The organism is Paenibacillus glufosinatiresistens, from assembly GCF_031470375.1.
In the GTDB taxonomy this organism is placed as follows: Bacteria; Bacillota; Bacilli; order Paenibacillales; family Paenibacillaceae; genus Paenibacillus_AQ; species Paenibacillus_AQ glufosinatiresistens.
This window is the reverse complement of sequence record NZ_JAVFHT010000018.1, coordinates 46,323-71,933: the sequence shown is the minus strand read 5'-3', so window position 1 is coordinate 71,933 and position 25,611 is coordinate 46,323. Positions and strand designations below refer to the sequence as shown.

The following is a 25,611-nucleotide window of genomic DNA, read 5'->3' as shown; positions in this document are numbered from 1 at the left end:
GCGGTCGTGGCGAAGGGGTTAACGCACCGGATTGTGGCTCCGGCACTCGTGGGTTCAAGTCCCATCGATCGCCCCATCTATTCATTTAATGGGGATTAGCCAAGCGGTAAGGCAACGGACTTTGACTCCGTCATTGCATAGGTTCGAATCCTATATCCCCAGCCATTTATGCGGACGTGGCTCAGCGGTAGAGCATCGCCTTGCCAAGGCGAGGGTCGCGGGTTCGATTCCCGTCGTCCGCTCCATTCTATTTCATATGGCGCCATAGCCAAGTGGTAAGGCACAGCTCTGCAAAAGCTCTATCCCCAGTTCGAATCTGGGTGGCGCCTCCAACTTTATTGGAAATGATCCCATTTCCTTTTTCTTTATGTGCCGGTGTGGCGGAATGGCAGACGCGCGCGACTCAAAATCGTGAGGGAAACCGTGGAGGTTCGAGTCCTCTCACCGGCATTACAATTCCGTTGATTGAACGGTGAAAAGAACGCTGATTTATCGCTGACTATAGCGATGAATCAGCGTTCTTTATGTTCTAATCTTGGCCCGAGATTCTACAGCAGAAGAAGAATATGAGAATCGATCAATATTAGCTTACTTTAGGTCATGGACTTTCAGCTAGCCGGTTATCTATAATCGAATTGTTTCCGCATATCTGTAAGCGCTTTACTGATACTGCAAATCTAATTTTATTATAAGGGGGAGCACTGTGACAAACCGCCAAGGGGTTAATCCCTATCTTCCTTCCTGGGAGTATGTTCCGGACGCTGAGCCATATGTGTTTGATGGACGGGTTTATATTTATGGATCGCATGACCGTTTTAACGGCCATGCCTTCTGTCTGAATGATTATGTCTGCTGGTCTGCTCCTGTGGAGAGTCTTGCCGATTGGAGATACGAAGGGGTTATCTACCGTGCTGCAGATGATCCGTTAAATCCTGAAGGGAGCATGTGCTTGTATGCGCCGGATTTAACGGTAGGCCCTGACGGGAGGTACTATCTCTACTACGTGCTTGACAAGCTCCCCATTGTTTCGGTGGCAGTAAGCGCTACTCCGGCCGGTCCATATCAATTCTACGGGAATGTCAGATATGCCGATGGTACGCTCCTTGGAGAACGGGAAGATGACGAGCCCCAATTTGATCCGGGGGTACTTACGGAAGGAGAGCGGACCTATCTCTATACTGGCTTTTGCTCACCGGAGGATTCCTCCCGAAGCGGAGCCATGTCCACAGTGCTAGGTCCGGACATGCTGACGGTGCAGGAAGAGCCTGTGTTTGTTGTGCCAAGCAAGCAGAGAAGCACAGGGAGCGGCTTTGAAGAACATGCCTTCTTTGAAGCGCCTTCCATCCGGAAGCGGGGCGATATTTATTATTTGATCTATTCTTCAACGGCTATGCACGAACTGTGTTATGCGACGAGCCATCATCCAACTAAAGGATTTCAGTATCGTGGCGTAATCGTAAGCAATTGCGAACTTCATATCGATACGTATAAGCCGGCGAACAAGCCGATGTATTACGGCGGGAACAACCATGGCAGTATCGTTGAAATTCAGGGGAAATGGTACATTTTTTATCATCGTCATACCAATGGTACGGCTTTCTCCCGCCAAGGCTGTCTCGAACCGATTGAGTTCTTGGAGGATGGGACGATTCCCCAAGTGGAAATAACCTCCTGTGGCCCTAACGGTGGGCCGCTTGAAGGGCGTGGAGAATTTCCGGCCTACTTGGCCTGCCATTTATTTTGCAAGGATGAGGAAATGTATACCGGCGGTTTTGGCAGCATAGGAGCATGGATGGACAGCCGTTTTCCCAAAATCACGCAGGACGGAAGAGACGGCGACCCGGAAATCGGCTATATCGCCAATCTGACGGACTCCGCAACTGCTGGCTATAAGTATCTGTATTGTGAAGGCATCGGGAAAGTTCGGATTCAAGTGCGCGGTTACTGCCACGGATATTTTGAAGTGCGAACGGCTTGGGACGGACTAGCGCTGGGCCGTATTCCGGTGGATTCCACGAATGTCTGGCAGGAGTATGCTGCGGATATCCGAATTCCGGACGGGAAACAGGCTTTATATTTGACTTATATCGGCAATGGAAGTGCCAGCCTCGCCTCCTTCACACTGGAGTGATGGCAGCTTTAGGAATCCGTAAGCAGAGGGGAGCAAAGAGATGTTGAGAGCAGCACGCGTGGAGAATGGCATGATTGAGGAACTGCCCGCGGCGGACCCCCGCATTAAACAGAGTTGAATTTGTGGAGAAGCTGCCGGGTAAGTTGATGCAGGTTATAGTGGAGCACTCTTACAACCTGGACCAGATACAGGAAGGGAAGAAGTAATCATGGACGATGCCAAGCTGATCCCTATGCGGACGGCTCCTTTAGGATTCGACAAGGAGAGAGAAGGAATCACCCGGGGAGTGATTCAGAGGATAGAATACCCCTCTTCTACAGTAGGCGGGGTCCGGAAGACTACGGTATATACGCCTCCCGGTTATTCCGATCATTCTGCTTGCAGCGTTCTGTACTTGCTGCACGGAATTGGAGGAGATGAAGAGGAATGGAGCACCTTCGGCAGTCTCCGGGTAATTCTCGATAATTTGTATGCGGACCAAACGATCCACCCGATGATTGTGGTATGCCCCAATGGCCGAGCCATGCCGGATGACCGGGCGCAGGGAGATCTTTTTGAAGCGGATAAGCTGGAGGCGTTTGAGCGGTTTGAATATGATCTGCTTCAGGATTTGATTCCTTATATCGAAGAGAACTTTACGGTACTGTCGGACCGGCGGCACCGCGCTATAGCGGGGTTATCGATGGGAGGGGGGCAGGCCTGAAGGGAGGCAGCGACCGAATGCATGCCTACCTCTCACAGCATAAAGTGCCCCATATCTGGCTGGAAGAAGAGGGCGACCATGATTGGCCGGTATGGAAGAACGGATTATATCAGCTGGCGAAGCGTATCTTCTAAAAGATTCTTTGAGGAGAAGAACAGGATGAACCAGATTCACTATGTCGAAACGAATGCAACTCATGAGAGTGATTTTGTGTTCGATATTCCCCAGGGCCATCAGTGTTGGCTGTTGGTTATAACCAAAACTCCCGCTCTATTCCGGGTGAATGGAGAACTGAAGGAATACCCGGCTCATCATGTCATCCTGTATGAGGCGAGGCAGCCCATTTACTATAGAGCCTGCGGCAACGTATATATCAATGACTGGCTGCGTTTTTCATCCGACGAGATTTACATATCCAGGACTTCGCTTCCCTACGGTATTCCCTTTGCCCTGGATGATCCGGATTATTGCAGCAAATTGTTTGAGCTGCTGGTCGTCGAGCACAACTTTAACCGGAACTGCCAGGAATCGTCCATTGATTCTCTGCTGCGCATTCTCTTCAATAAACTGCAGGAATCGTATTGGCAGGGAGACTTACGGCCTCAATATTACAATCTCCAAAGGCTTCGTACCGCCATACAGACGAACCCCGGTGATCCATGGACGGTCTCAAGGATGGCACAATCGCTGCAGCTTAGTCCCGGCTACCTGCAGAGCATTTACAAAAAAACATTTGGCATTTCCTGTATGGAGGATGTGATTAACAGCAGAATCCGCCTGGCCAAAGAATATCTCTATCAGAATACACTCAGTGTTGCAGAAGTGGCATTTCGCTGCGGTTATCGTAATATTGAGCATTTCTGCCGACAGTTCAAGAGAGTTACCGGATATTCACCAGGCAGATATCAACTCTATAAAAATGATCCTGGAGTCCTGCTGCCTAACACTCGGCTTGACCGGCCGGGACGATGAACAATAAAGCCTGGAACTGCTGCGTCTGCAGCGGTCCAGGCTTTTGGTGTTCATGCATTCGTCCGATTTAACTTTCCCGCATCCAGACCAGCATTTCCTGTCCGGGCGTACGGTTGCCCCAGAGGGTGTAAGGGACCGCGGTGAGGGTGACAGGGCGCTTCACCGGTTGCCTGGAGCTGTACAGTTCATTTCCGGGGGGAGATTCCAGGCGGAAGCCCTCCGTCTCCAGGAAGACAACTTCATCTCTCCAGCGGCCCGTAATTTCGCTGATTGGAGCCTCGGGAGACAGACTGAGCGCGGCCAGCGGCGCGCCGTTGTCCTCTTCCTCGAAGCAGTAGACCAGCGGTCCGCGCTGCAGGGCGACCCGGCCGGCATTGGCCCGGGCGAGCGGGTTAGCGTAGAGCCGCTGAGGCTTCATGCCGAACTCGGCGGACAGTCGGTCGCCTTCGGCCCAGTTCCGCTGCACATAGGCATAGCCGTCGCGAATTGCGGGAGTTACCTCTTCGCCGTTCACGGCAAAGCGGCAGTCCGAAGCCCAACCGGGTAAGCGCATAGCCAAGGTGAAGGCTTCGGGGCCATCAATGGAACCGACGGTAAGGGAAACGGAGCCTTTCCAGGGGAGCGAGCTGTCCATTTTCAGCTTCAGACGGGTATCGCCCAGTTCGGCTTGAATGTCGCTGCCAATGAATAAGTGGGTGTAGAGGGTATCGGAGCTGGCCGTATAGATATACTGGCTGAGCGAAGTCAGCAGGCGCGCCACATTGGGCGGGCAGCAGGCGCAGCCGTACCACTTCTGGCGAACCGCTTTGACATGGTGTTTGCCGGGATTCCTGGCGCTTGCCTCAGGCCATACTTCCATCGGATTGACATAGAAGTAATGCTTGCCGTCGCCGGCGATGCCCGCTGTAACGGTATTGTACAAGGCCCGCTCCATGACGTCGCCGTACTCGCCCTTAACCTCCGCCTGAAGCATGCGCCGGGCGAAGAAGATCAAGCCGATGGAGGCGCAGGTCTCGGAGTAATTGGTATCGTTGGGCAGATCGTAATCGAAGGTGAACGCCTCGCCAAGATGAGTAGAGCCGATACTGCCGTTAATATACATTTGCCGGTGCACCATGTTGTTCCACAAGCGCCGGCAGGCCTGAAGCAGCGATTCGTCTCCCCGGTGAAGAGCCAGGTCGGCCATGGCGGTATACATATAGACGGCCCGGACCGCATGGCCGGACGCGGCCTCCTGCTCCCGTACCGGCTTGTGCGCCTGGAGATACTCAAGAGCCGGAGGAGTCTCTTGGACAACGCCGGGCGACCAGTGGGAGATTTGGCCCCGTGCCTTCCATTCCTGGTGGAAAAAGCTTGGATCTTGTCCCCGCTCGTCGATGAAGAAGGAAGCCAGCTTCAAGTAACGCTCCTCTCCGGTCGCTTCATAGAGTTTAACCAGAGCCAGCTCGATCTCCTGGTGGCCGTCGTAACCGCGAATCTGGCCGGGCTCCGGCCCGAATCTTCGGTCGATATGATCGGCGAGCCGGCGGGCGACGCCGAGCAGAACCGTTTTGCCGGTCCCCTGCCAGTAGGCGACGGCTGCTTCGATCAGATGGCCGGCACAGTACATTTCGTGGCAATCGGTGAGGTTGGTCCAGCGCTTGCCCGGCTCGGCCAGGGTGAAATACGTATTGAGATAACCGTCTTCCTGCTGGGCGGCGGCAATCAGCTCGATCGCCTCGTCGGCCAGACGCTCCAGATCGGGGTCGGGAGAAGCCGAAAGTGCGTATCCGACGGCCTCCAGCCATTTATAAAGATCGGTATCCTGAAAGACCATACCGCCGAAACCGCCCGGCTCCAGGCAGGCAGCCCGGCGGAAGTTGGAAATAGCGTGGCTTGGTTCGGCATCCGGAATCCGGTCATTGAGAGCCTCCCACTGATAAGGAATAACTGTCTGGCGCACCAATTGCACATAAGGAGTCCAGTATGGATCATGGATAGAAACGCTGTTCAGATTCAAGGGCCGGGAGGGTACAGCATGCTGCAAAGGGTTCATCATATTCACGCTCCGCTCTACAAGGTGGGCTTTCGACTATTATGATAAGGGATATGAGGTGAAATGTCGGTGGGCTGTCCGTCAGAATCGGTGGCAAAAAGGCGGAAGCTCCGGGATTTACTTTTGATGATGAACTCTTTAATCTGGTAGAGACGGACGAGAGCCGCACATTGAAGCAGGAGGACGATTCCGTGACAAAACTGTTAATCAAAGGGATGGATATTTCGTTCTGGGATGAGATCGTAACGGAAGGAGGGGCGTTCTATGAGAACGGGAACGAGAAGGATTTGCTTCAGATTCTGAAGGACAGCGGAGTGAATTCGATCCGGCTTCGGCTCTGGAACGACCCGGAGGCCGGATATGTGAATCTCGAGCGGACGCTGATGACGGCCGCCAAAATCAAGGCTGCCGGCCTGCACTTTCTGCTGGATTTCCATTACTCCGATTATTGGGCAGACCCGCAAAAGCAGACAAAGCCGAAAGCCTGGGAGAAGCTTGACTTCACGGATTTAGTAGAGGCGGTAGGAGCATTCACGGAACAGGTGCTGACCGCGCTGAAAGAGCAGGGGACGCTGCCGGACATGGTTCAGATCGGCAACGAGATTACGCCGGGAATGCTGTGGGAAGAAGGCAAAGTCGGCGTTCCCGCCGATGTCGGAACTACCCGGGAACGATGGATCGGCGACGAGGCCTGCGACAACGACCGCCAGTGGACGCAGCTCGCCAAGCTGATTCAGGCCGGGGTAGAGGCGGTACGCCGGGTAGAGGATGAAGATCATAAACTGGAAGTGATGATTCATCTCGACCGGGGCGGCGACAACGGCGCCAGCCGTTATGTGCTGGATCGTCTGCTGGAACGCGGCGTTAGGTTCGATGTTATCGGGCAATCGTTCTATCCGTGGTGGCATGGCACGTTGGAGGATCTGGAAGCCAATCTGAAAGATCTGGCGGTCCGTTACGGCAAGGATCTGGTCGTTGTTGAAACCGCTTACCCCTGGACCTTAACGCCCGAAGACGGACTGGAGTTCATTGTGAACGCGGAGGACCAGCTTCTTGCCGGATGTCCGGCGACGGTAGAAGGACAAACCCGTTATTTGAGCGAGCTGATGGCGGTGATTCGCCGCACCCCGGATGGGCGGGGACGGGGCTTCCATTACTGGGAGCCGGCATGGATTCCCTCCAAATCCGAGTGGTCAGTCGGACATGCCAACAACTGGTCCAATCTGACGCTGTTTGATTTCAAGGGCAACCGCCTGGATTCGCTGGATGTTCTTCGTCCTTAGTCATTCTACCTTTCTATACTTTCCATAGTGGAAAAATTACACAGGCCAACTTATGCAGAGAAGTGCATAGTTGGCCTTTTTGTGATTAAAAATCACGATTGACATATTCAGGAACAGTTATTATCATTGTTATTAACTAATGGCAATAAAATACTAATAAAATATAACGAATAACAATCCGCTAATAAAAGGAGAGTTGGTGGTAAATGCAAGGCACAGAAGGAAGCCCGGAAGTGGACAGCAGTCCGTCTCTTTATACGCTTCGCTCGTTTATCAAAGATTACCGCTGGCATATTTTTATTTGTCTGTTAGCTTCCATCATCAATGTTGGGATCGACATTTCGTTGGCCGTCTTGGTTCAGCAGGGGATTAACCAGGCAATTTCCGGCGATCATTTTGACACTTGGAAGATCGGATTCATCGCTCTGATGATTGTGGTCGGCTTTATCGTTAAATATTTAGTTAAAGCGTTTACTGTAAGCGTTAGCACTCGAATAACCCGCCATATTCAGACTCATATTTTTGACCATCTCGGAAATGTTAAAATCTCCTTTTTTGCCCAGCATTCTACCGGTGACACCGTGTCACGGTTAACCTCCAACATATCTTCGATTCAAAACTTTCTCCAGAATGACCTTTACAATTTGCTGTATTTGCCGCTGCTTTGTGTTGCCGCAACGATATATATGCTCTCGATCAATTGGCTGCTGTTTGTCAGCTGTATAGCAATCATTCTGGTATCCGTGCTGCTTATCGGTATCATCAGCAGGCCTGTCTCCAAGTACGCCAGTGAGCTGCAGGCTCATATCGGCCGTTCCAATTCGATTTCCCAGGATGCCTACATGGGCCTTCATGTCATTAAGGCTTTCGGTCTGAAGCTTGTATTCTCCGGCAAATACAGATCTGCGATGGAGGATGCCCTGTCCTCTTCCATTGCTCTGGAGAAACGAAAGACCTGGATGAATCCTTTTATCGTGCTTCTGAAGCTGGGACCTTTCATCGTCTGTATATTGCTGGGCGGATATATGGTGATCCATGAAACCATCGACCTGGGCAGATTGACTGCTTTTTTGCAGCTTCTCAATTACTTAGTCAATCCGGCGAGCGTGCTTCCTATGGTTATTACGAACTTAAGACATGTTATAGGGGTTTCCAAGCACCTGTTCGAGCTTTTAAGGCAGCCGACTGAACGCGCGGACGGCAATGCCTTTGGTAAGGGGAGCGATCATCTGATTGAGTTCCAACAGGTTTCTTTTACATATGACGGCAGCAAGCAGGCCGTTGACAACCTCTCCTTCAAGGTGCGGGAGAATACGACAACCGCGTTGGTCGGAGCGAGCGGAAGCGGCAAATCAACGCTGTTTCAGCTGATATGCGGGTTCTATGAACCGGACCAGGGCTGCTGCAAATTCTACGGAAGGGATATACGGGAATGGAACTTAAAGGCTCTGCGCGAGCAGATTGCGATTGTATCCCAGGATGTCTTTCTGTTCCCTGTGACGATTGCAGAAAATTTATGTTACGGCCGAAGCTCGACTACCTCCGAAGAGATGATTGAAGCGGCGAAGGCGGCAAATGCTCATGAATTCATCATGCGGCTTCCCGAAGGCTACGGCACCGTCGTTGGCGAGAGAGGGGCTTCGTTGTCCGGAGGGCAAAGACAGCGTCTCGCCATAGCAAGGGCGATTCTCAAGGACGCTCCGGTGCTGCTGCTGGATGAGGCCACCGCCGCTCTGGATATGGAGTCGGAAGCATTGGTGCAGGAAGCTCTTAAGGAGCTCATGAAGGATAAAACGGTATTGATTATTGCTCACCGGTTGTCCACGGTGAGGGATGCCGATCAGATTCTCGTTCTAGACCAGGGAACTCTGCTGGAGTCGGGAACTTATGAGGAATTGTTGAAGCGGGAGGGACCCTTTACCCATCTGTTCCATGCACAATACTCGGCATAGGCCGCCCCTCTGGCTAGAAAAGGAGCCGAAAGATGAATGACAGCAGTCTGAGTTCAAGAAAAGAATGGTTGAGAGTGCTTGCGTATATGAAGCCGAGAATAGGCATCTATACGGCGGGCGTCCTGGGGAATTCGTTGACAGAGGCCGGGATTTTTGCGGTCATGGCATTTGTGTTCAGGGACATGATCAATGCGGGCATCGAGATGAATAAATCGCTGTTGTACCGTGCGGTATGGACGATTGGAATTACAGCCGTATCGGCAAGTATTCTCCTGATCGGGTTCAGCTATCTATACAACTGGTGTGTAAGGAAGACAATGGCTGAAATACGCGCAAATACGTTTGATGAGATGACGCGTCTGAAGATGGAGACGGTCGAGCGTATGCACAGCGGCAATTTTATTTCTGTTATGACCAATGATATCCAGACCATCGAGCAGGTATTCGCTATTCAGATCCCCAGTATGGTTTATGCGGTGATCTACGGTTCCAGTTCGGTAATTCTTCTCCTGATGCTGGATTGGCGGATCGGCTCCATTCTTCTGTCGATAGGCTTGCTGTTTGTCTGGTTCAATAGGCTGTTCGTTCAGTCTTTCCGTAAGCTGGGAGACAGAATCCAGGAGAGCCAAGGCAGAATGAATGAATACTTGACTGATTTCCTGGGAGGATTCAGCGCGGTCAAGATGTTTCATTTGGAGCGCAAAATGAGCGGCCATTACAAAGACGCCATCGAGGAAGTGACTAAGCTGTCTATAGCGAGAGCCCGGAGGCAGGGGTTGATTGACGGGATCAACTTCACATTAAGCTCGCTGAATTATGCCGGTGTCCTGATCGTATGCGCTTATATGGTATCGAGAAACTGGATTGGAGCAGGCGACATTGGTGCGATTGTTCAATTTGCCATCGGGATTTCTTTTATGTTCCAGCAAATTGGCGGTTTAATGACTCAGCTTCAAGGTTCGCTGGCCGGAGCATCCCGTGTATTTGCTCTCGTGGACGGAGACAAGGAGAAGGACTTGCCGGAAATACGGAATACACCGATGACGGATAAGAGATTCATGATCGAAATGAAGCATGCAAGCTTTGCCTATGAAGCCGGCAGAACCGTTATAAATGAGGTCTCGCTTACGGCACTTCAGGGGGAACGGATTGCTCTGGTCGGCCCCAGCGGGGGAGGCAAGAGCACTCTTATGAAGCTGCTAATGGGCTTCTATTCTCTAGACAAAGGGGAAATCCGGATTGACGGCGTTCAGGCGGAATCGGTAGATCAGATCAGCGATAAGTATGCCTATGTTCCCCAGGATGCTTATTTGTTTCAAGGTACGATTGCCGAGAATATTCGCTTTGGAAGAATGGATGCCACGGATAAGGAGATTATGGAAGCTGCCCGTCAAGCTTACGCCCATGATTTTATAATGGGATTTCCGGAAGGATATGACACGGTCATTGGTGAACGGGGCGCCTTGCTGTCAGGCGGGCAGAAGCAGCGAATCGCCATCGCTAGGGCCATGGTGAAGAACGCTCCCATTCTGTTTCTCGATGAGGCTACTTCAGCGCTGGATTCCGATTCGGAGAATTGGATTCAACTCTCGCTGGAGAAGCTCATGGAGGATAAAACGACGGTCTCGATCGCTCACCGATTATCTACGATTCGGGGCTCGGATCGGATTTATGTCATTGATCAAGGGAGGGTGGTTGAGGAGGGCAGGCATGAGCAATTGCTTCAATCGGAGGGACTCTATTCAATGTTGAATCAGAAACAGAGCGCAAGCCGAAATTCTTGTGCAAAGGAGGAATCTGCTTGACGTCCGGAGTTGCAGGCAAACAAATGTACTCGCTTTCGCATTCTCAGAAGAGGTTTTGGTACACAGATAAAATTTACCCGGGAACAGGTGTCGGAAACGTCATATTGGAGAGCCACTTGAAAGAAAGAGTGGATTTGCATCAGTTTGAGCAGGCTCTGAATCAAACGGTTATGCAAAACGATGCGCTTCGGCTAAAAGTCGAAGAAAGAGATGGCACATTGGTGCAGTATGTCTCAGACTTTGAGCCGGTAAAGCTTGAGGTGCTCCATTTCTCCGGCAAAAAAGAACTCCGGGAATGGATCCGGCATGAAGCGGGCAAGCCTCTGCCGCTCGAACGCTCCATACTGCATTCGTTCACAATGGCGGTTGTGAATGAATCCCATATTTTTGTACCCAAGATCCACCACTCTATATGTGATGGATGGGGATTGAGTCTGCTTTTGAACCAGACTTACGAACATTATAGCCGGTTACGGAAGGGACAAAGCCTGTCCGATACCCCCAAGCCTTCCTATACCGATTTTATCCGCTCGGAGGAGAAATATAAGGATTCGGCAAGGTTCAGGAAGAACCGGGACTTTTGGCGGGAGAAATTTGCAACTCTTCCGGAACCGTTGGAATTATCGCCTAAGCGTCCAGCGTTAAGCGATATCAGCTCGGAAGTCGGCCGGCATTATTTGAATGAAGAAGTGTACAAAAGGCTGCTTGATTTTTGCGCCGAGCATCACTTTTCTCCGTTCCGGGTTCTTTTATCCGTCTGGTTTATTTATTTTTACCGGACTACCGGTAAGGAGGATATCGTTCTCGGCGTTCTGTTCCATAATCGGTCCTCGGCTGCCGAGAAGCAGACCATTGGCACCTATCTCAGCACCACTCCTCTTCGGTTACAGGTGGAAGGCTCGTTCAGCCTGGTTGATCTGATTCAAAGCGTCGAAGAAGAGCAGAATCAAATTATCCGGAACCAGAAATACCCTCTGGATCTCCTGATGGAGGATATCAGAGAAACGCATCCTACCGTTCAAATGTCGGATCTTTTCCGGGTGCTGATCTCCTATCAGAGCTTTGAGTTCTCCACTCAGTATGTCGATCAGTACGAGATGAGCTTTACGGGAAGTGAGCTGGATGACTTGTCCATTCACTTTAGCGATCGCGAACATAGCGGACAGCTTAAGGTAGATATCAACTATCGAACGAACCTCTTTACGGAGAATGAAATCCGGAGAATGTTCGAGGGTTTCTTGCAATTACTCACGGAAGCGTTGAAGAACCCAACCTTAACGATCTCAAAATTGAATATGCTCTCTCACCGGGAGCGCTCGATGTTGAAAGCATTTAATGCTACCGGAGTGGACTACCGGCAGGAGGCGACGGTCCTTCAATTGTTCGAGGAGCAGGCGAGAAGAACCCCCGGGCGTATCGCAGCAGTCTTCAAAGATACCGATGTCACGTATGCGAAACTGAATCAAAGAGCCGACAGACTGGCCGCCCTTCTGGCAGCGGAGGGGGTCAGGGAAGGAGGTATTGTAGGATTGCTGGTCCAACGTTCCCTGGACATGCTTGTATGTATCTTGGCGGTCTGGAAGGCGGGCGGCGCCTACTTGCCTCTTGATCCGGGGTATCCGCCGGAGCGCATCCAATATATTTTGCAAGACAGCGGGACAGACCTGCTGCTTGCGCAGAGCGGCCAGCGGGATAGAATCTCCGGTTATTCGGGCAGGGTGCTGGAGGTGGACCATCTGCCATCCGGCCATTGGGAGAAAGCTCCCTGTATGGAGCATTCACCGAGTCAACTGGCTTATTTGATCTATACCTCAGGCTCAACAGGAAATCCAAAGGGAGTAATGATCGAGCATCGGTCTCTTCATAATTTTATCCGCGCGATGCTGGACCGGATCGCCTTTGATGAAAGCAAGACAATGCTTTCTTTGACCACAGTGTCTTTTGACATCTTCATACTGGAGAACATCGTTCCGCTAATTGCCGGAATGAAGGTTGTGATAGCGGATGAACAAGCACAGGTAGACCCGTCCTTGCTGGCCGATCTGATTACCCGGGAACAAGTGGACATGCTGCAGATCACACCAAGCCGACTGCGGTTGTTGCTGGATCACCGGGAGCATGCAGCCAGCATCAGCCGTCTGTCTGAAATTATGATCGGAGGCGAGGCGCTTACAGAGCAGATGCTGGCTCAGGTTCAACGGTTGACACAAGCAAAAATCTACAATATGTACGGACCCACGGAGACGACTGTCTGGTCTGCCATAGCCGATGTAACCGGCTGTAAGAAGGTTACAATCGGCCAACCGATTCACAATACTCAAATCCATATATTGGATGATTATGGCAACCGGATGGCCGTTGGAGCGGTGGGTGAAATCGGCATTTCCGGGGATGGACTGGCACGAGGGTATTGGAACAGACCGGAACTTACGCAGCAAAAGTTCATCTCATGTTCCTGGGAAGAGGGAGAACAGGAATCCGACCTGTATAGGACAAGAGTATACCGGACAGGTGACCTGGGACGAATCTCAAGGGACGGGGAACTCGAATGTCTGGGCCGAACCGACAATCAGGTGAAAATCAGGGGATTCCGAGTCGAGCTGGGGGAAATTGAAAATACCCTTCGAAGAATGCCCCAGATCAAGGAATGTGCGGTTATCTGCGGTGAACATCAGCCGGGCAAGCCAATGTTGATTGCCTACTTTGTTCCTGAAGGGGAAGGGACAGTCCCGGACTTGAGAGCCTATCTTGCCGAACATTTACCGGAGTATATGATACCCGGACAATATTACGCGCTGGACAGCTTCCCGCTAACGCCAAACGGGAAGTTGGACCGCAACTCGCTACCGTCGGTGGGGGAATTGGAGCCCCTTGAGACCTCGGTGTATGTGGCGCCTATGAACGAGATTGAAGAGAAACTGGTATCCGCGTGGCAGGAGGTGTTGGGAACATCCCGTATCGGCATCCATGACAATTTCTTTGAACTCGGGGGGAACTCGCTTCTGTTGATCCGGCTGCATGAGAAATTAAGCGGATTGTTTCCCGGAAGTGCCCTCAGAGTCGTCGATTTATTTGATCAGCCCACGGTATCTAAAATAGCAAATTTTATAAAAAATGTAAATGTAAAATTCTGTAGTGCAGAAATGGAACGCATTCTATTTCCTAAGGAGTATTTTACGGAACCCGGAGAACGCAATGAAGAGCTGACGTTTCATTTTGTGCTCTCCGATCAGGACGCCGCACAGCTGATAAGCAGAGCGAGTCAGTACGGAGTACAGGTTGAGGATATCGCCTTGTCCCTTTATATGTATGTGATCAGCCATATTACGGAGAACCCGGTTGTCCCTGTCCAGCTCTGTTCCGGGCAGAATTTCAATATTCGCCAGCTTGAACTGGATTTGAATACATATGGCGAGATCGGAGAGCTGATCTCATCCGTGGGCCATGCCGCGGGCAAGGAAATGCAGGAGGGGGCGTATCCGCTGGCTTCCTTAAAACGACACGCTCACACCGTGGACCGACCGTTCGTGCTGCCTTTGTTTGTTGCAGGGGAAGATTGTCCATTCGCGGTCCGACAGCATTTTGAAATCATATTAAAGTTCCAGCCGCTTGCCGGAGGCTTTCGGTTTGATCTGTACTATCAGGCCGATAAAATCCGCAGGTCGTCCGCTGAGCATTTTTTTGAATTGTACGCTCAAGCCATGGAAATCGTGCTTCGTCCATCCTAAATGACTACAGAGAGGATCGATCAAAATGCAAAAAACCGCTTTATTGTTCCCGGGACAAGGGTCCCAGTATGTGGGGATGGGAAAATCCCTGCATGATCAATACGCTGTTGCAAGAGAGACCTTCGAAGAAGCCCAAGATGTTCTTGGATTCCATTTGGGCCAGCTATGCTTTGAAGGCGATTTGGCCGAACTGACGAAGACGGAGAATACCCAGCCGGCCATTCTGACGGCGAGCGTGGCGGCTTACCGGGTATGCATGCAGGTCTTTAATTTGAAGCCGGACTTCGGGGCGGGTCATAGTCTGGGAGAGTTCTCCGCGCTGGTATGTGCCGGAGCGGTGAGTTTTGCAGATGCCCTGCGATTGGTCAGGCAGCGCGGTCTGCTGATGCAGGAGGCTGCGATGCATGGAGCCGGAAGAATGGTCGCGGTAACCCGGATAAGCGGGGAATTAGCCGAGCAGGTATGCGCGTCGATATCAAGACCGGATCATATCGTAGTGGTATCGAATTACAACGAGAAGCAGCAGACGGTCATATCCGGCCATACGGACGCCGTATCCGAAGCATGCCAAATTTTACAGGCCTATGATGCTGCTCTGATTCCCCTGGAGGTCAGCGCCGCTTTTCACAGTCCGCTGATGGAGAATGCCGCGTCCTCGTTTGAACCATTGCTCCGTACCTTTGCATTTCAGCCGACCGGGTATCCGGTTATCTCCAATGTAACTGCGCAGCCTTATGCGGGTACGGAGAATATAGCGGATCAATTGGCCATGCAGATGACCCATGCTGTCCAGTGGACCCGAACTATGGAGTACCTGGATCATGAGAGGGTCGGACTGGCGCTGGAGCTTGGACCCAAGCAGGTGCTGAAGAAAATGATGCTGAAGCATTCTCCTCAGGTCACTGCTCTCTCTCTCGACTTAAAAACGGACTGGTCCATTCTGGAGAAGTATCTTGCTTCGCAGGAAAAGGCGGTACAAGCCGGTAAACCGTCTTTTCTGGGGAAATGCCTTGCCATTGCCGTAAGTACCCAGAACCGGAATTGGAATCAGGAAGAGTACCAGAAGGGCGTTGTGGAGCCGTACAATCGGATCAAATGGCTGCAGGAGCAGATCGAATCCGGTGCAAGGGAGCTTACGGCAGACGATATGAAGGCGGGAATCGACATGCTGCGATCAGTGTTTGCCACCAAGGGGGTTCCCTCCGCCGAGCAAAACGGCCGTTTTCAGCAGTTGATGGATCAAACAGGGACGAGGGCGGCAGTGGAACCTTTCCTTGCGCCTGTTGAGGCGTTGTAAGGAGGCGAAACCGATTGAAGCCATTATTGGATTTGCAAAAGTTCGAGCTGTCCGGCGGACGGATTAAGACGCATATCAATACCGTAGACCATTCTCTCAAGGATATCGCCATTATCGGAATTCACGGGCAATTTGCCTCGGCGGGGAGTATCCAGGAATTTTGGGAAATGCTGCGGGAGGGCCGGGACGGGATAACCGATTTCCCCATGGAGCGCCAAGCGTACCTAAGCGAATATTTACAGGGCCAGGGACTAAGTGAGCGGATGCTGGAAGATTTGGAGTATCACGCCGGCGGCTACCTGAAGGATATCTCCAGCTTTGATTATGAATTGTTCGGTATCTCTCCCAAGGAAGCCGGGTTAATGGATCCGAATCAAAGGTTATTTCTTCAAGCTGCCTGGGCCGCTCTCGAGGATGCGGGCTACGGGGGGGACAAATGCTCAGGCAGCCAAACCGGGGTGTATGCAGGTCATAATAACGACTTTGGCGAGGATTATAAATCCTTCATTCAGGTTCTGGACCGGGACGCTATGGAAATTTCGGCCATAGGCAATCTGAAATCCATTATTCCGAGCCGGATTTCCTATCTCCTGGATTTGAAGGGACCCAGTTGTGTCGTGGATACGGCCTGTTCCTCTGCACTGGTGGCGGTACATCTGGCTTGCCGGGCCCTCCGCAGCGGGGAGTGCGACATGGCTCTGGCTGGAGGCGTGAAGCTGCATCTGCTCCCTATAAAAAGAACCAACGCCCAGGGAATAGGACTTCATATTGTGAACAATGTCGAGGCCCATGACGGAAAGGCCAAAACCTTTGACGATACCTCGGACGGAACGGGACTGGGAGAAGGTGCGGCGGTGATTGTATTAAAGCCTTTGACCAAGGCGCTGGAAGACAAGGATCACATCTACGCCGTTATCAAAGGAAGCGCAATGAACCAGGACGGCCGCTCAATGGGCATTACTGCGCCGAATTCTTCGGCTCAGGAACAATTAATTATGGAAGCCTGGAAAGATGCCGGGATTGATCCGGAATCGGTCAGTTATATTGAAGCGCACGGGACCGGAACGAAACTGGGCGACCCGATCGAGATTCACGGTATTGAACGAGCCTTTGCCCATTTTACGGACAAGAAACAATTTTGCGCGGTGGGATCGGTCAAAACGAATATCGGGCATCTCGACAATGCCGCCGGTATGGCCGGCTTGCTTAAAGCCGTTCTTGCGCTTAAGCATCGGCAGATCCCCCCGACTTTGCGCTTCAACCAACCGAATCGAAATATTTCGTTCGTGGACTCTCCGGTCTTTGTTGCGGATCAATTGCTCGATTGGGACAGCAGGGAAGGGGCGCGGAGATGCGGCGTCAGTTCCTTCGGCTTGAGCGGGACCAACTGCCATATCGTTCTGGAAGAAGCTCCTGCAAGAGAAGAGAGGATGACAGATAGACGGCCTGTGCCGCCGGTCGTTACGTTTTCCGCGAAATCCCGGGAATCGCTCCGGGAATGGATGGAGAGGTACATAGAGTTCGCCCGGGAGAGATCGGATACGGAGGATTATTCGGATTTTGTGTATTCGGCGAATACGGGCAGAGGCCACTATCGCTGCCGACTGGCCGTTATGTCCCGCGATTGGAGCGAGCTGTGCAGCAGGCTTGAGCTGATCCGTGAACACGGTCTGGTAAGTCAACCGGAAGCCGGCTTGTTCTATGGTGAACACAAAGTGATTCCGGCGCAAAAGACGGAGGCGGCCTCCGGCGAAATTACCAGCAGCCAAGCCGAAGAGCTTAGCGCCAAAGCCAGCCGTGCAGTTGGGACGCTGGCAGCTGACTCCGCTGCCGGGCCGGGCATGCTGCTTGAATTATGCGAAGCCTACGTGCAAGGGGCAGAGGTGGACTGGGAAAGCTTATACCTTCATGGCAGGTATCATAAGATTCCGCTGCCGGTGTATCCCTTCAAGCGAGAATCCTGCTGGGTAAGAGCTTCCCGGCCAGCAGTCCCCGCCCCTCTCTCCAAATCCGCGCTGCTGGATGCGTATCCGCTGCTGGATCATTGTCTGGCAGAATCAAACGGAATGGATATTTATTCAACAACCATTCATGTCAGCGCGCATTGGGTGGTCCGCGATCACAAAATCAAGGGGAACTACGTGCTTCCCGGCACGGCCTATCTGGAGATGGTAAAAGAAATCTGGTCTTACAGGTTTGGTGAACGCCCCTTGTATCTCGCCAATCTCACCTTTGTGTCACCGCTCATTCTGGGAGAGAACGAAAGCAGAGAAGTTCACACCTTATGGAAGACGACGGAGCGGCATATCGAGGTTATAATCTCCAGCCGTGCTGATGAGGAATGGACCGTTCATGCTGAAGGGGTAATCGAGCTTGAACCTTGGTCGCAGGCTGACAAGGCAGAGATTATGGCGAGAGCGGATGCGCAACGGTGGTCTCTTATAGCCCCCAAAGATCAGGCATCGGGAGCAACCGGCGAAATCGCGGTGGGAGGAAGATGGAAGAATGTCCGGGAGCTACGGTCAGACGGACAAGCGCATAAGCTGAATATTGAACTTCCCTCTGAATTCGAGGGGGATATGAAGGCCTACCATCTGCATCCGGCTTTGATCGATTGCGCTGTCAACGGAGCGAATGCCTGGCAGAGCGATGACCTCTATTTGCCCTACCGGTACGGAGCCACGCTTATTCGCGGCAACGCGCCGCAACGGTTTCACAGTTATTTGGTGAGAAAGGACAAACCGTCGGCCCATTCGGAGACGATGGTATTTGATATCGTACTGGCGGACGAGTCCGGTGCCCCCTTTATGACGGTTCAGGATTATACGGTGAAAAAGGTTCATCCGAAGGGGTGGACGTCATCGTCTTTGAGGGAGCCTTCTATGTATTATCGCACGGGATGGGTGCCGGCCCAGTTGGACCGGACAGTGTCTGTCCCTGTTCAGACCGGATATCTCGTATTTCTGGATCATAACGGTTTAGGACGGCAACTGTCCTCCAGACTTCAAGCTGAAGGCGCAGAGATTGTTGAAGTCAGCATCGGCCAGGAGAATCGGGAGATTTCCCGGAACCAGTACTTGATTGACGGCAGCCGGGAGAGTTATGAGCAGCTGATGGCCCGGTTGAAGACCCGGGGACTGCAGGCTATCCTCCATTGTCTGACCTTGGATAAGCTTCCTTGGGCGGAAACTGCACAGGACCTGGAGAAAAAACAGCAGGCCGGTCCGTTCAGCCTGTTCTATATCGCCCGTTCCCTCATTCATAACAAATGGCCCGGGGAGCTGGATTTGTTCCTGATTTCAAATCACGTCAATAACGTTACGGGCGAAGAAGCGGTGCTGAATCCTGCGGGTAAAAGCCTCTTTGCTGCAGGTAAAGTTCTCCAGCAGGAGCATTCCCACTTGAATTGCCGTTGCCTCGATATCGAGCTGGATACCTCGCCGGAGTTGATTCTGGCGGAGCTGGCGCCCCGGCAAAGAGAGCGCGAGGCTGCCTACCGGAGCGGATGCCGCTATGCGGAAGAATTAAGGGAGGCACCGCTTCCCGAAGGAGAAGGTGAACCGCTTCGCTATCATTCCGAAGGGGTCTACGTAATTACCGGAGGCACGGGCGGACTCGGGCTTGAGATCGGCAAGCATATGGCCCGGCAAGCGAATGTTCAATTGGCGCTCATTCACCGATCCTTTTTGCCTGAACCTTCGGAGTGGGAGACCCTCCTTCAGGCAAACAGAGACCGCAGGCTGTGCCCCAAAATTGCTTCGCTTCTGGAAATCCGGCAATATGGCGCTTCGGTTACCTGCATTCAGGCGGATGTTAACGACGAGGAAGCCGTTCAAGCGGCTATAAAGGAAATCCGGCATACGCTGGGACCGATACGCGGAGTGATTCATGCGGCCGGCGTTGCAGGGGACGGATTTCTCTTCAGAAAAGAAGAGCATGCCTTCCGGAGCGTGCATGATACGAAGGTGCAGGGCGCCTGGAACCTGTATCAGGCCACTGTCGACGATGATCTGGACTTCTTTGTCATGTTCTCATCCATTTCTTCTTTGGTGGCGACGCCCGGTCAAGCGGACTATACCGCAGCAAATGCCTATCTGGATACGTTGGCGGCCAATCTGAGGAAGCGGGGCAGGAAGGCCCTCAGCATCAACTGGGGGCCGTGGAAGGAAGTCGGAATGGCAGCCGATCACGAGGTCGATACCGATCAGGGGGCTTTTCGAGGAATCGGTACAAGCTTGGGGGTGTCTGCCTTTGACAAAGCCTTGGACTCCGGGTTGGACCGTCTGGCCGCCGCGGAGCTGAATGACAACCCGCTTGAATCCCTAAGTCAGGATCTGCGGATATCCGAACGGCTAAGCAAAAGACTGACCCGAATGAGAAAGCCGGCTTCCGGCACAAATCCCGGTTCTTCCGGATCGGGTCCGGCTCAAACCGCCATCATCCTCCACGGCAGGGATGCCAGGGATATCAATGAGACGGAACGCGGAATAGCCGAAGCGTGGTCCCGTGTACTAGGCGTATACGAGATGGATTTGTACGACAGCTTCTACAACCTGGGCGGCGATTCCATCATGGCTACCAAGCTGCTGAAGGAGCTGAATGCGCGGTTCTCCGGTGCGATTGATATTTCGGACATCTTCACCTACCCGACGATTGCGGAGCTGGCCCAACTGGTGGATGGAAAGAAGGCTACCCAACCCGCTGCCGCCGGCACACTGGCAGAGATTCTGGACAGACTCTCCAAGGGGGAAATAACCGAGGCAGAGGCCGACGAGTACATGAATCAATTGAATTTCTGAAATAACCATGCACACGAGAGAAAGCGGGGAACAGGCTGTGTCCAAATTAAAAAGCTACATATTAAAGCAAGTTGCCGAGCAGCGGATTCCAAGCGCGGACGCCGAAGCTCTGTTGAAGGAAATCCAGGGAACGCCGCGAAAAGCGGAGGAGGACAGCATCGCTATTATCGGGATGTCCGGTCAGTTCCCGAAAGCAAAGAACCTCGGAGAATTCTGGGAGCATATCAAGGAGGGGGAGAATTGCATCGGCGATTTGTCCGATGAGCGAAAACGCGATATTGAGCATATTATCGGCAATCCTTCTTACTTTGAATTCATTTTGGGCGACGAACCTCCGAAACTGGAGCATCCGGACGACCTGTTTGCAAAAGGAGGGTATCTGGATGAGGTGGACAAGTTTGACGCCGCCTTCTTTGGCATACCGCCCCGTGAAGCCAAATTTATGGACCCCCTGCAGCGCCTCTTTCTAGAGACCGCCTGGGCAGCCATCGAAGACGCCGGTTACGGAGGCAGGAGAATCGTAGGGACGCGAACCGGCGTGTTTGTCGGTAAAGACAACACCAGTACTGCGCTGTATAAATATATTACGGCTCCCGATCCGATGCATCTCACCGGCACCTGGGAAGGGATTCTGGCAAGCCGGATCGCTTATATTTTTAATCTGCAGGGTCCGAGCATGGTCATTGACACGGCTTGTTCCTCTGGTTTGGTGAGCATACATACGGCCTGCCAGTCAATCTTGAACCGAGAGTGCGATATGGCGATCGCCGGAGGAATTGCCCAATCGTTTTTTTATGTGAAGAATGTCAAGGGGCCGATGGATCTGAGCTCGGTAGAGTCTACAGAGGGGCTGGTTCGGACTTTTGATAAAGATTCCAAGGGGACCTTGTGGGGCGAAGGCGTAGGGGCCGTGTTGCTGAAGCCGCTCAAGAAAGCGCTGAAGGATGGCGATCAGATTCATGCCGTGATTAAGGGGAGCGCCATTAACAATGATGGAGCTTCCAACGGTATAACCGCGCCCAGTGCTGCGGCTCAGGAGGACGTTATCGTTCGGGCCTGGCAGCGGGCGGATATCGACCCGGAGACCATCAGCTACGTGGAAGCACACGGAACCGGAACCACATTGGGAGACCCGATCGAGATTAAAGGGTTAACCAATGCCTTCAGTAAATATACGAATAAACGGCAATTTTGCGGGATCGGGTCCGTGAAGACGAATGTTGGACATTTAGTCGCGGCTTCCGGCGTGGCTTCGCTTATGAAGGTAGTTTTGGCGATGAAACATCGGCAAATGCCGCCGACCATCCATTTTGACGAGCCCAATCCGTTTATTAACTTTGCGGAGACGCCGGTCTATGTCAGCGACAGACTGAAAGACTGGGAGAGCGACGGCACGCCGAGAAGAGCCGGCGTAAGCTCCTTCGGATTCAGCGGCACCAACTGCCATCTGGTTCTGGAAGAGGCCCCTGCGGCTAAGCGGGAGCCGGAGTCCGAGGAGTGCGGGCTAACCCACTGCCTCACGATCTCCGCCAAAAGCCGGAATGTCCTGGAGGATTTCCTGCAGCGTTATCTCGATTTTGCACGGACGGAACCGGAGCTGGATCTAGGCGCTCTCTGCTATACGGCGAATACCGGCAGAGGACATTATGCTTACCGGATCGTGCTGATGTTCAAGGATCGTGAGGAATTGGAACAGATGCTCCAGGAACTTGTAGCCGACGGACTGGAGAGGGTCAGCAAAATAGGCGTTCTGTACGGTGCGCATAAGATCGTTCCGGAAATGAAGAAGAACAAACTGGCCCATGAAATCACCGAGGGGGAGAAGAACAAGCTCACCAAGCAGGCAGCCGCGCACCTGGAAGGCTTCATCCAGCTGAAAGATGCGATCAAAGAGCGGGCGCTGAGTGAGATTGGCCGCCTGTATGTGTCGGGAGCGGATGTGGATTGGGACAAGCTGTATGCGGACCTTAGCTGCCGCAGAATCAGTGTTCCCGTGTATCCGTTCGAACGGATCCGCTACTGGGCCGAGCCGAAATTGTCCAAGGTGAGTCTGTCCGCCGCTCCGGCCGGGAGGCTGCATCCGCTCATTCATACGCAGCTGGTGAACACCATGAATCAAAGCGTATACCAGACGCTGTTTACAACGGATACGCAGTGGGTGTTGTCCGACCATAGAATCAAGGGCAAATGCGTAATTCCGGGAACGACTTATCTCGAAATGGCCCGGGCTGTAGGCGAAATTCATTACCCGCAGTCGGCTCTGGAGCTTCGGGACGTCATCTATTTGACGCCGCTTATGGTCCAAGTGGAAGAGACCGCAGAAGTCCATACGATTGTGAGCAAAGAGAAGGGATACTTAGCATTTACTATTGCCAGCAAAACGACGGACGCTGTTCCCGCTTCCGGCGAGGCCCGCTGGTTGATCCATGCGGAAGGGAAGATCGCGTCTATCCGGTCTCAAACGCGTACCCGGAGCGGACTGGAGCAAATCGCCACCGAAGCCAACCGGATGAAAGACCCCGGGACGTTGAATTCTTCCGACAACGTATTTACGTTCGGACCAAGATGGGATAATGTACAGGCCATTTACGAGAGCGGCAACGAGGTTCTTGTCGCTCTGAAGCTGGAGGACTCTCTCCACGGCGATCTGAAGGAGTATGGACTGCATCCCGGGCTGATGGACAATGCGGCCAACATGACCAGTCAGAGCATCGGAGAGGGAACGTATCTTCCTCTGAATTATAAGCGGCTCTCCCTCTACGGCAGAATGCCCGCCGAGTTCTACAGCAGCATTCGCCGAAAAGGCAACGAGGCCGGAAGTCTGGAAACCATCACCTTTGACATCTCCCTGATGGATACAAGCGGAAAGGTATTTGCTGAAATTTCGGATTACACCATTAAAAAGGCGAAAGAATCCCAGCTTGTGTTCAAAGAGCCGACTGCCGAATCGCATTCTATGTACTGCATGGAATGGACCGAGGATTCGTCCCCTTCGATCGAACGGACCGGCCGGACCGGCGCTGTCGTCCTGCTTAAGGGAAATCAGCCGGTATGCGAAGAGCTTGCGGAGCAGTTCAGAAGCCGCCGTCAGCAACTAATTGAAGTGGAACCGGGATTGCGGTATGAGAAGGTAAGCGATAGCCATTACCGGGTCCCCTTCGATGCCGAGGAATTCGACAGGCTGATGAAGGAACTGGCAGATACGCCGGTAAGTCTGGTCGTTCATGCGTTCAGTCTGGACGGAAAAGAAAGCGGAACGGAGATCGAGGACCCCGACGAATGGCTGGGAAGGGAATTATACAGCCTGTTCCATATAACCAAGGGGATGTTGAAGCATAAATGGAAGGGACGGGTTGAGATCGCCCTTCTTGCCCGGCACGTCAACCCGGTTACCGGCAATGAAGACGGTCTTCATCCCACCGCCAAGGCGATGTTCGGATTGGGAACAACCCTCAATCAGGAGTATTCCAACCTGTCCTGCAGATGCATTGATTTCGACCAGGCGACTACGGCGGAAGGGTTGTTCCGCGAACTGTGCCGGAGCGAAGCTCCTTATGAGATCGCGTGCCGGAACGGCAAGAGATACCGGGAAGAGCTGCGCGATTGCCCGGCAGACCCGGACGGACTGGCGGATCTGGAAATCCGGAACAGCGGCGTATACCTCATTACAGGCGGAACGGGCGGGCTCGGCCTGCAGGCTGCCCAATACCTGGCGGGCAAAGGAACAGCCCATATTGCCTTGTTGGCCAGAAGTCCATTGCCTGAACGGAGTCAATGGCAGGCTGTTCTGGATAAGCCGGGAGACGACCCGGCGCGCGCCAAAATTGCGATGCTGCAACATATCGAACAGACAGGATCGACGGTTGAGTTGTGCCAGGCTGATGTCTCGGATTGCGGCGCTTTGTTCCGGACGGTGGCGGAGTTGCGGAGCAAATACGGCCGGATCAACGGGGTTATACATACGGCGGGCGTTGCCGGGGATGGCTTTATTCTGCGCAAAGACATGGACGTATTCCGCAATGTCATCAAACCTAAAATACATGGAACCGTCTACCTGGACCAAGCTTGTGAGCAGGATGATCCGGATTTCTTCGTGCTGTATTCGTCCATTACTTCCGTTACGGGCGGGGTCGGACAGGGAGATTACACGGCGGCGAACGCCTTTCTGAATGCGTATGCGTATGCGATGAGACGGCGGGGACGTAAAGCCCAGTCCATCCTTTGGCCGGCTTGGAGAGAAGTTGGAATGGCCGCAGACTATCAGGTGACCGACGATTATACCTGCTTCGTCTCCATCTCTCCGGAGACCGGAGCCGATCGGTTGGATAAGCTGTTGAGAACTTCCGCTTTGCCGGCCGTTATCCCGGCCGAACTGAACCTTCCCGTGCTTCAGGCAAGCTTGAGCAGCCTAGCGTTGGCCGTCTCTTCCGAGATCCGCTCCAGCATAGACCGAATCGCGAAGGGGGCAGAGGCTCGTGAGGTTGAAGAACAGCGGATGCTCGATTTTGCCGAAATTCACCTCGTTGGCAAGGACGCTGAGGAATACAGCCTGCTGGAACAGCAAGTGGGTCTGTTGTACGGCCAGGTTCTGGGGCTGAGCGAAGTGGATGTATACGAGACCTTCCATGCGCTTGGAGGAGATTCGATTCTTGCGACACAATTGTTGAAGGCCATTGAGCGGTCCTTCCCGGGCATTGTGGATATATCCGATATCTTCACCTATCCAACGGTCATTCAGCTTGCAGGGTTCATGGAGAGAAGAACGGGACAATCCAGCGAGGCGGGCAGGAAAATGCAAAAGGACGAGAATCTGTCCGACGATGAACTTCTGGATATGCTGGATGGTTTGGAGAAGGGGAGCATTTCAGTTCAGGGAGTTCTTAAAAATCTGAATGGGTGAGGATTG

Annotated in this window: 11 protein-coding genes and 5 tRNA genes; 15 read left to right on the top strand and 1 reads right to left on the bottom strand. The window is 52.8% G+C overall.

The window, feature by feature from the left end; translation table 11 throughout:
- The 8 genes from RBI05_RS16150 (at position 1) to RBI05_RS16115 (ending at position 3,806) form a co-directional block, all read left to right on the top strand.
- A tRNA-His gene (locus RBI05_RS16150) sits at positions 1-76 on the top strand.
- Between the two features lie 13 nt (positions 77-89).
- Positions 90-165: transfer RNA gene (locus RBI05_RS16145), tRNA-Gln, on the top strand.
- 5 nt (positions 166-170) lie between these two features.
- Positions 171-245 (top strand) — tRNA-Gly (locus RBI05_RS16140).
- Positions 246-258: 13 nt separating this feature from the next.
- Positions 259-332: transfer RNA gene (locus tag RBI05_RS16135), tRNA-Cys, on the top strand.
- A gap of 39 nt (positions 333-371) precedes the next feature.
- Positions 372-450: transfer RNA gene (locus RBI05_RS16130), tRNA-Leu, on the top strand.
- A gap of 253 nt (positions 451-703) precedes the next feature.
- Complete coding sequence (locus RBI05_RS16125; protein WP_310551842.1) at positions 704-2,131, top strand: family 43 glycosylhydrolase; 1,428 nt, start codon at positions 704-706, stop codon at positions 2,129-2,131.
- Positions 2,132-2,339: 208 nt separating this feature from the next.
- The gene (locus tag RBI05_RS16120; protein ID WP_310551841.1) at positions 2,340-2,834 is read left to right on the top strand and encodes an alpha/beta hydrolase; all 495 of its coding nucleotides are present in this window, start codon (positions 2,340-2,342) and stop codon (positions 2,832-2,834) included.
- Positions 2,835-2,993: 159 nt separating this feature from the next.
- Positions 2,994-3,806, top strand: coding sequence for a helix-turn-helix transcriptional regulator (locus RBI05_RS16115; RefSeq protein WP_310551840.1), 813 nt, complete (start codon positions 2,994-2,996; stop codon positions 3,804-3,806).
- A gap of 67 nt (positions 3,807-3,873) precedes the next feature.
- Here the strand turns inward: RBI05_RS16115 and RBI05_RS16110 are convergent, their stop codons facing one another.
- A complete protein-coding gene (locus RBI05_RS16110) occupies positions 3,874-5,841 on the bottom strand; it encodes a glycoside hydrolase family 127 protein (RefSeq protein ID WP_408638340.1) in 1,968 nt (655 codons plus the stop codon).
- A gap of 191 nt (positions 5,842-6,032) precedes the next feature.
- Here RBI05_RS16110 and RBI05_RS16105 point away from each other — a divergent pair, with 191 nt between their 5' ends.
- From RBI05_RS16105 to RBI05_RS16075, 7 genes are all read left to right on the top strand, one after another.
- A complete protein-coding gene (locus RBI05_RS16105) occupies positions 6,033-7,124 on the top strand; it encodes a glycoside hydrolase family 53 protein (protein WP_310551838.1) in 1,092 nt (363 codons plus the stop codon).
- Positions 7,125-7,330: 206 nt separating this feature from the next.
- Entirely contained in the window at positions 7,331-9,076 is a 1,746-nt protein-coding gene (locus tag RBI05_RS16100; protein WP_310551837.1) for an ABC transporter ATP-binding protein, read from the top strand.
- A gap of 32 nt (positions 9,077-9,108) precedes the next feature.
- Entirely contained in the window at positions 9,109-10,881 is a 1,773-nt protein-coding gene (locus RBI05_RS16095) for an ABC transporter ATP-binding protein (protein WP_310551836.1), read from the top strand.
- On the top strand, positions 10,878-14,609 hold the full coding sequence (locus RBI05_RS16090) for a non-ribosomal peptide synthetase (protein WP_310551835.1): 3,732 nt from the start codon (positions 10,878-10,880) through the stop codon (positions 14,607-14,609). The genes RBI05_RS16095 and RBI05_RS16090 overlap by 4 nt, the downstream gene beginning before the upstream one ends.
- Before the next feature lie 25 nt (positions 14,610-14,634).
- Positions 14,635-15,906 (top strand): ACP S-malonyltransferase, encoded by a 1,272-nt coding sequence (fabD, locus tag RBI05_RS16085; RefSeq protein WP_310551834.1) that lies wholly within the window; start codon positions 14,635-14,637, stop codon positions 15,904-15,906.
- A 14-nt stretch (positions 15,907-15,920) separates the two neighbouring features.
- Complete coding sequence (locus RBI05_RS16080; RefSeq protein WP_310551833.1) at positions 15,921-20,705, top strand: SDR family NAD(P)-dependent oxidoreductase; 4,785 nt, start codon at positions 15,921-15,923, stop codon at positions 20,703-20,705.
- A 37-nt stretch (positions 20,706-20,742) separates the two neighbouring features.
- Positions 20,743-25,605 carry an SDR family NAD(P)-dependent oxidoreductase gene (locus RBI05_RS16075; RefSeq protein ID WP_310551832.1) on the top strand — a complete coding sequence of 1,621 codons (4,863 nt, stop codon included), beginning with the start codon at positions 20,743-20,745 and terminating at the stop codon, positions 25,603-25,605.
- Positions 25,606-25,611 lie beyond the last annotated feature (6 nt).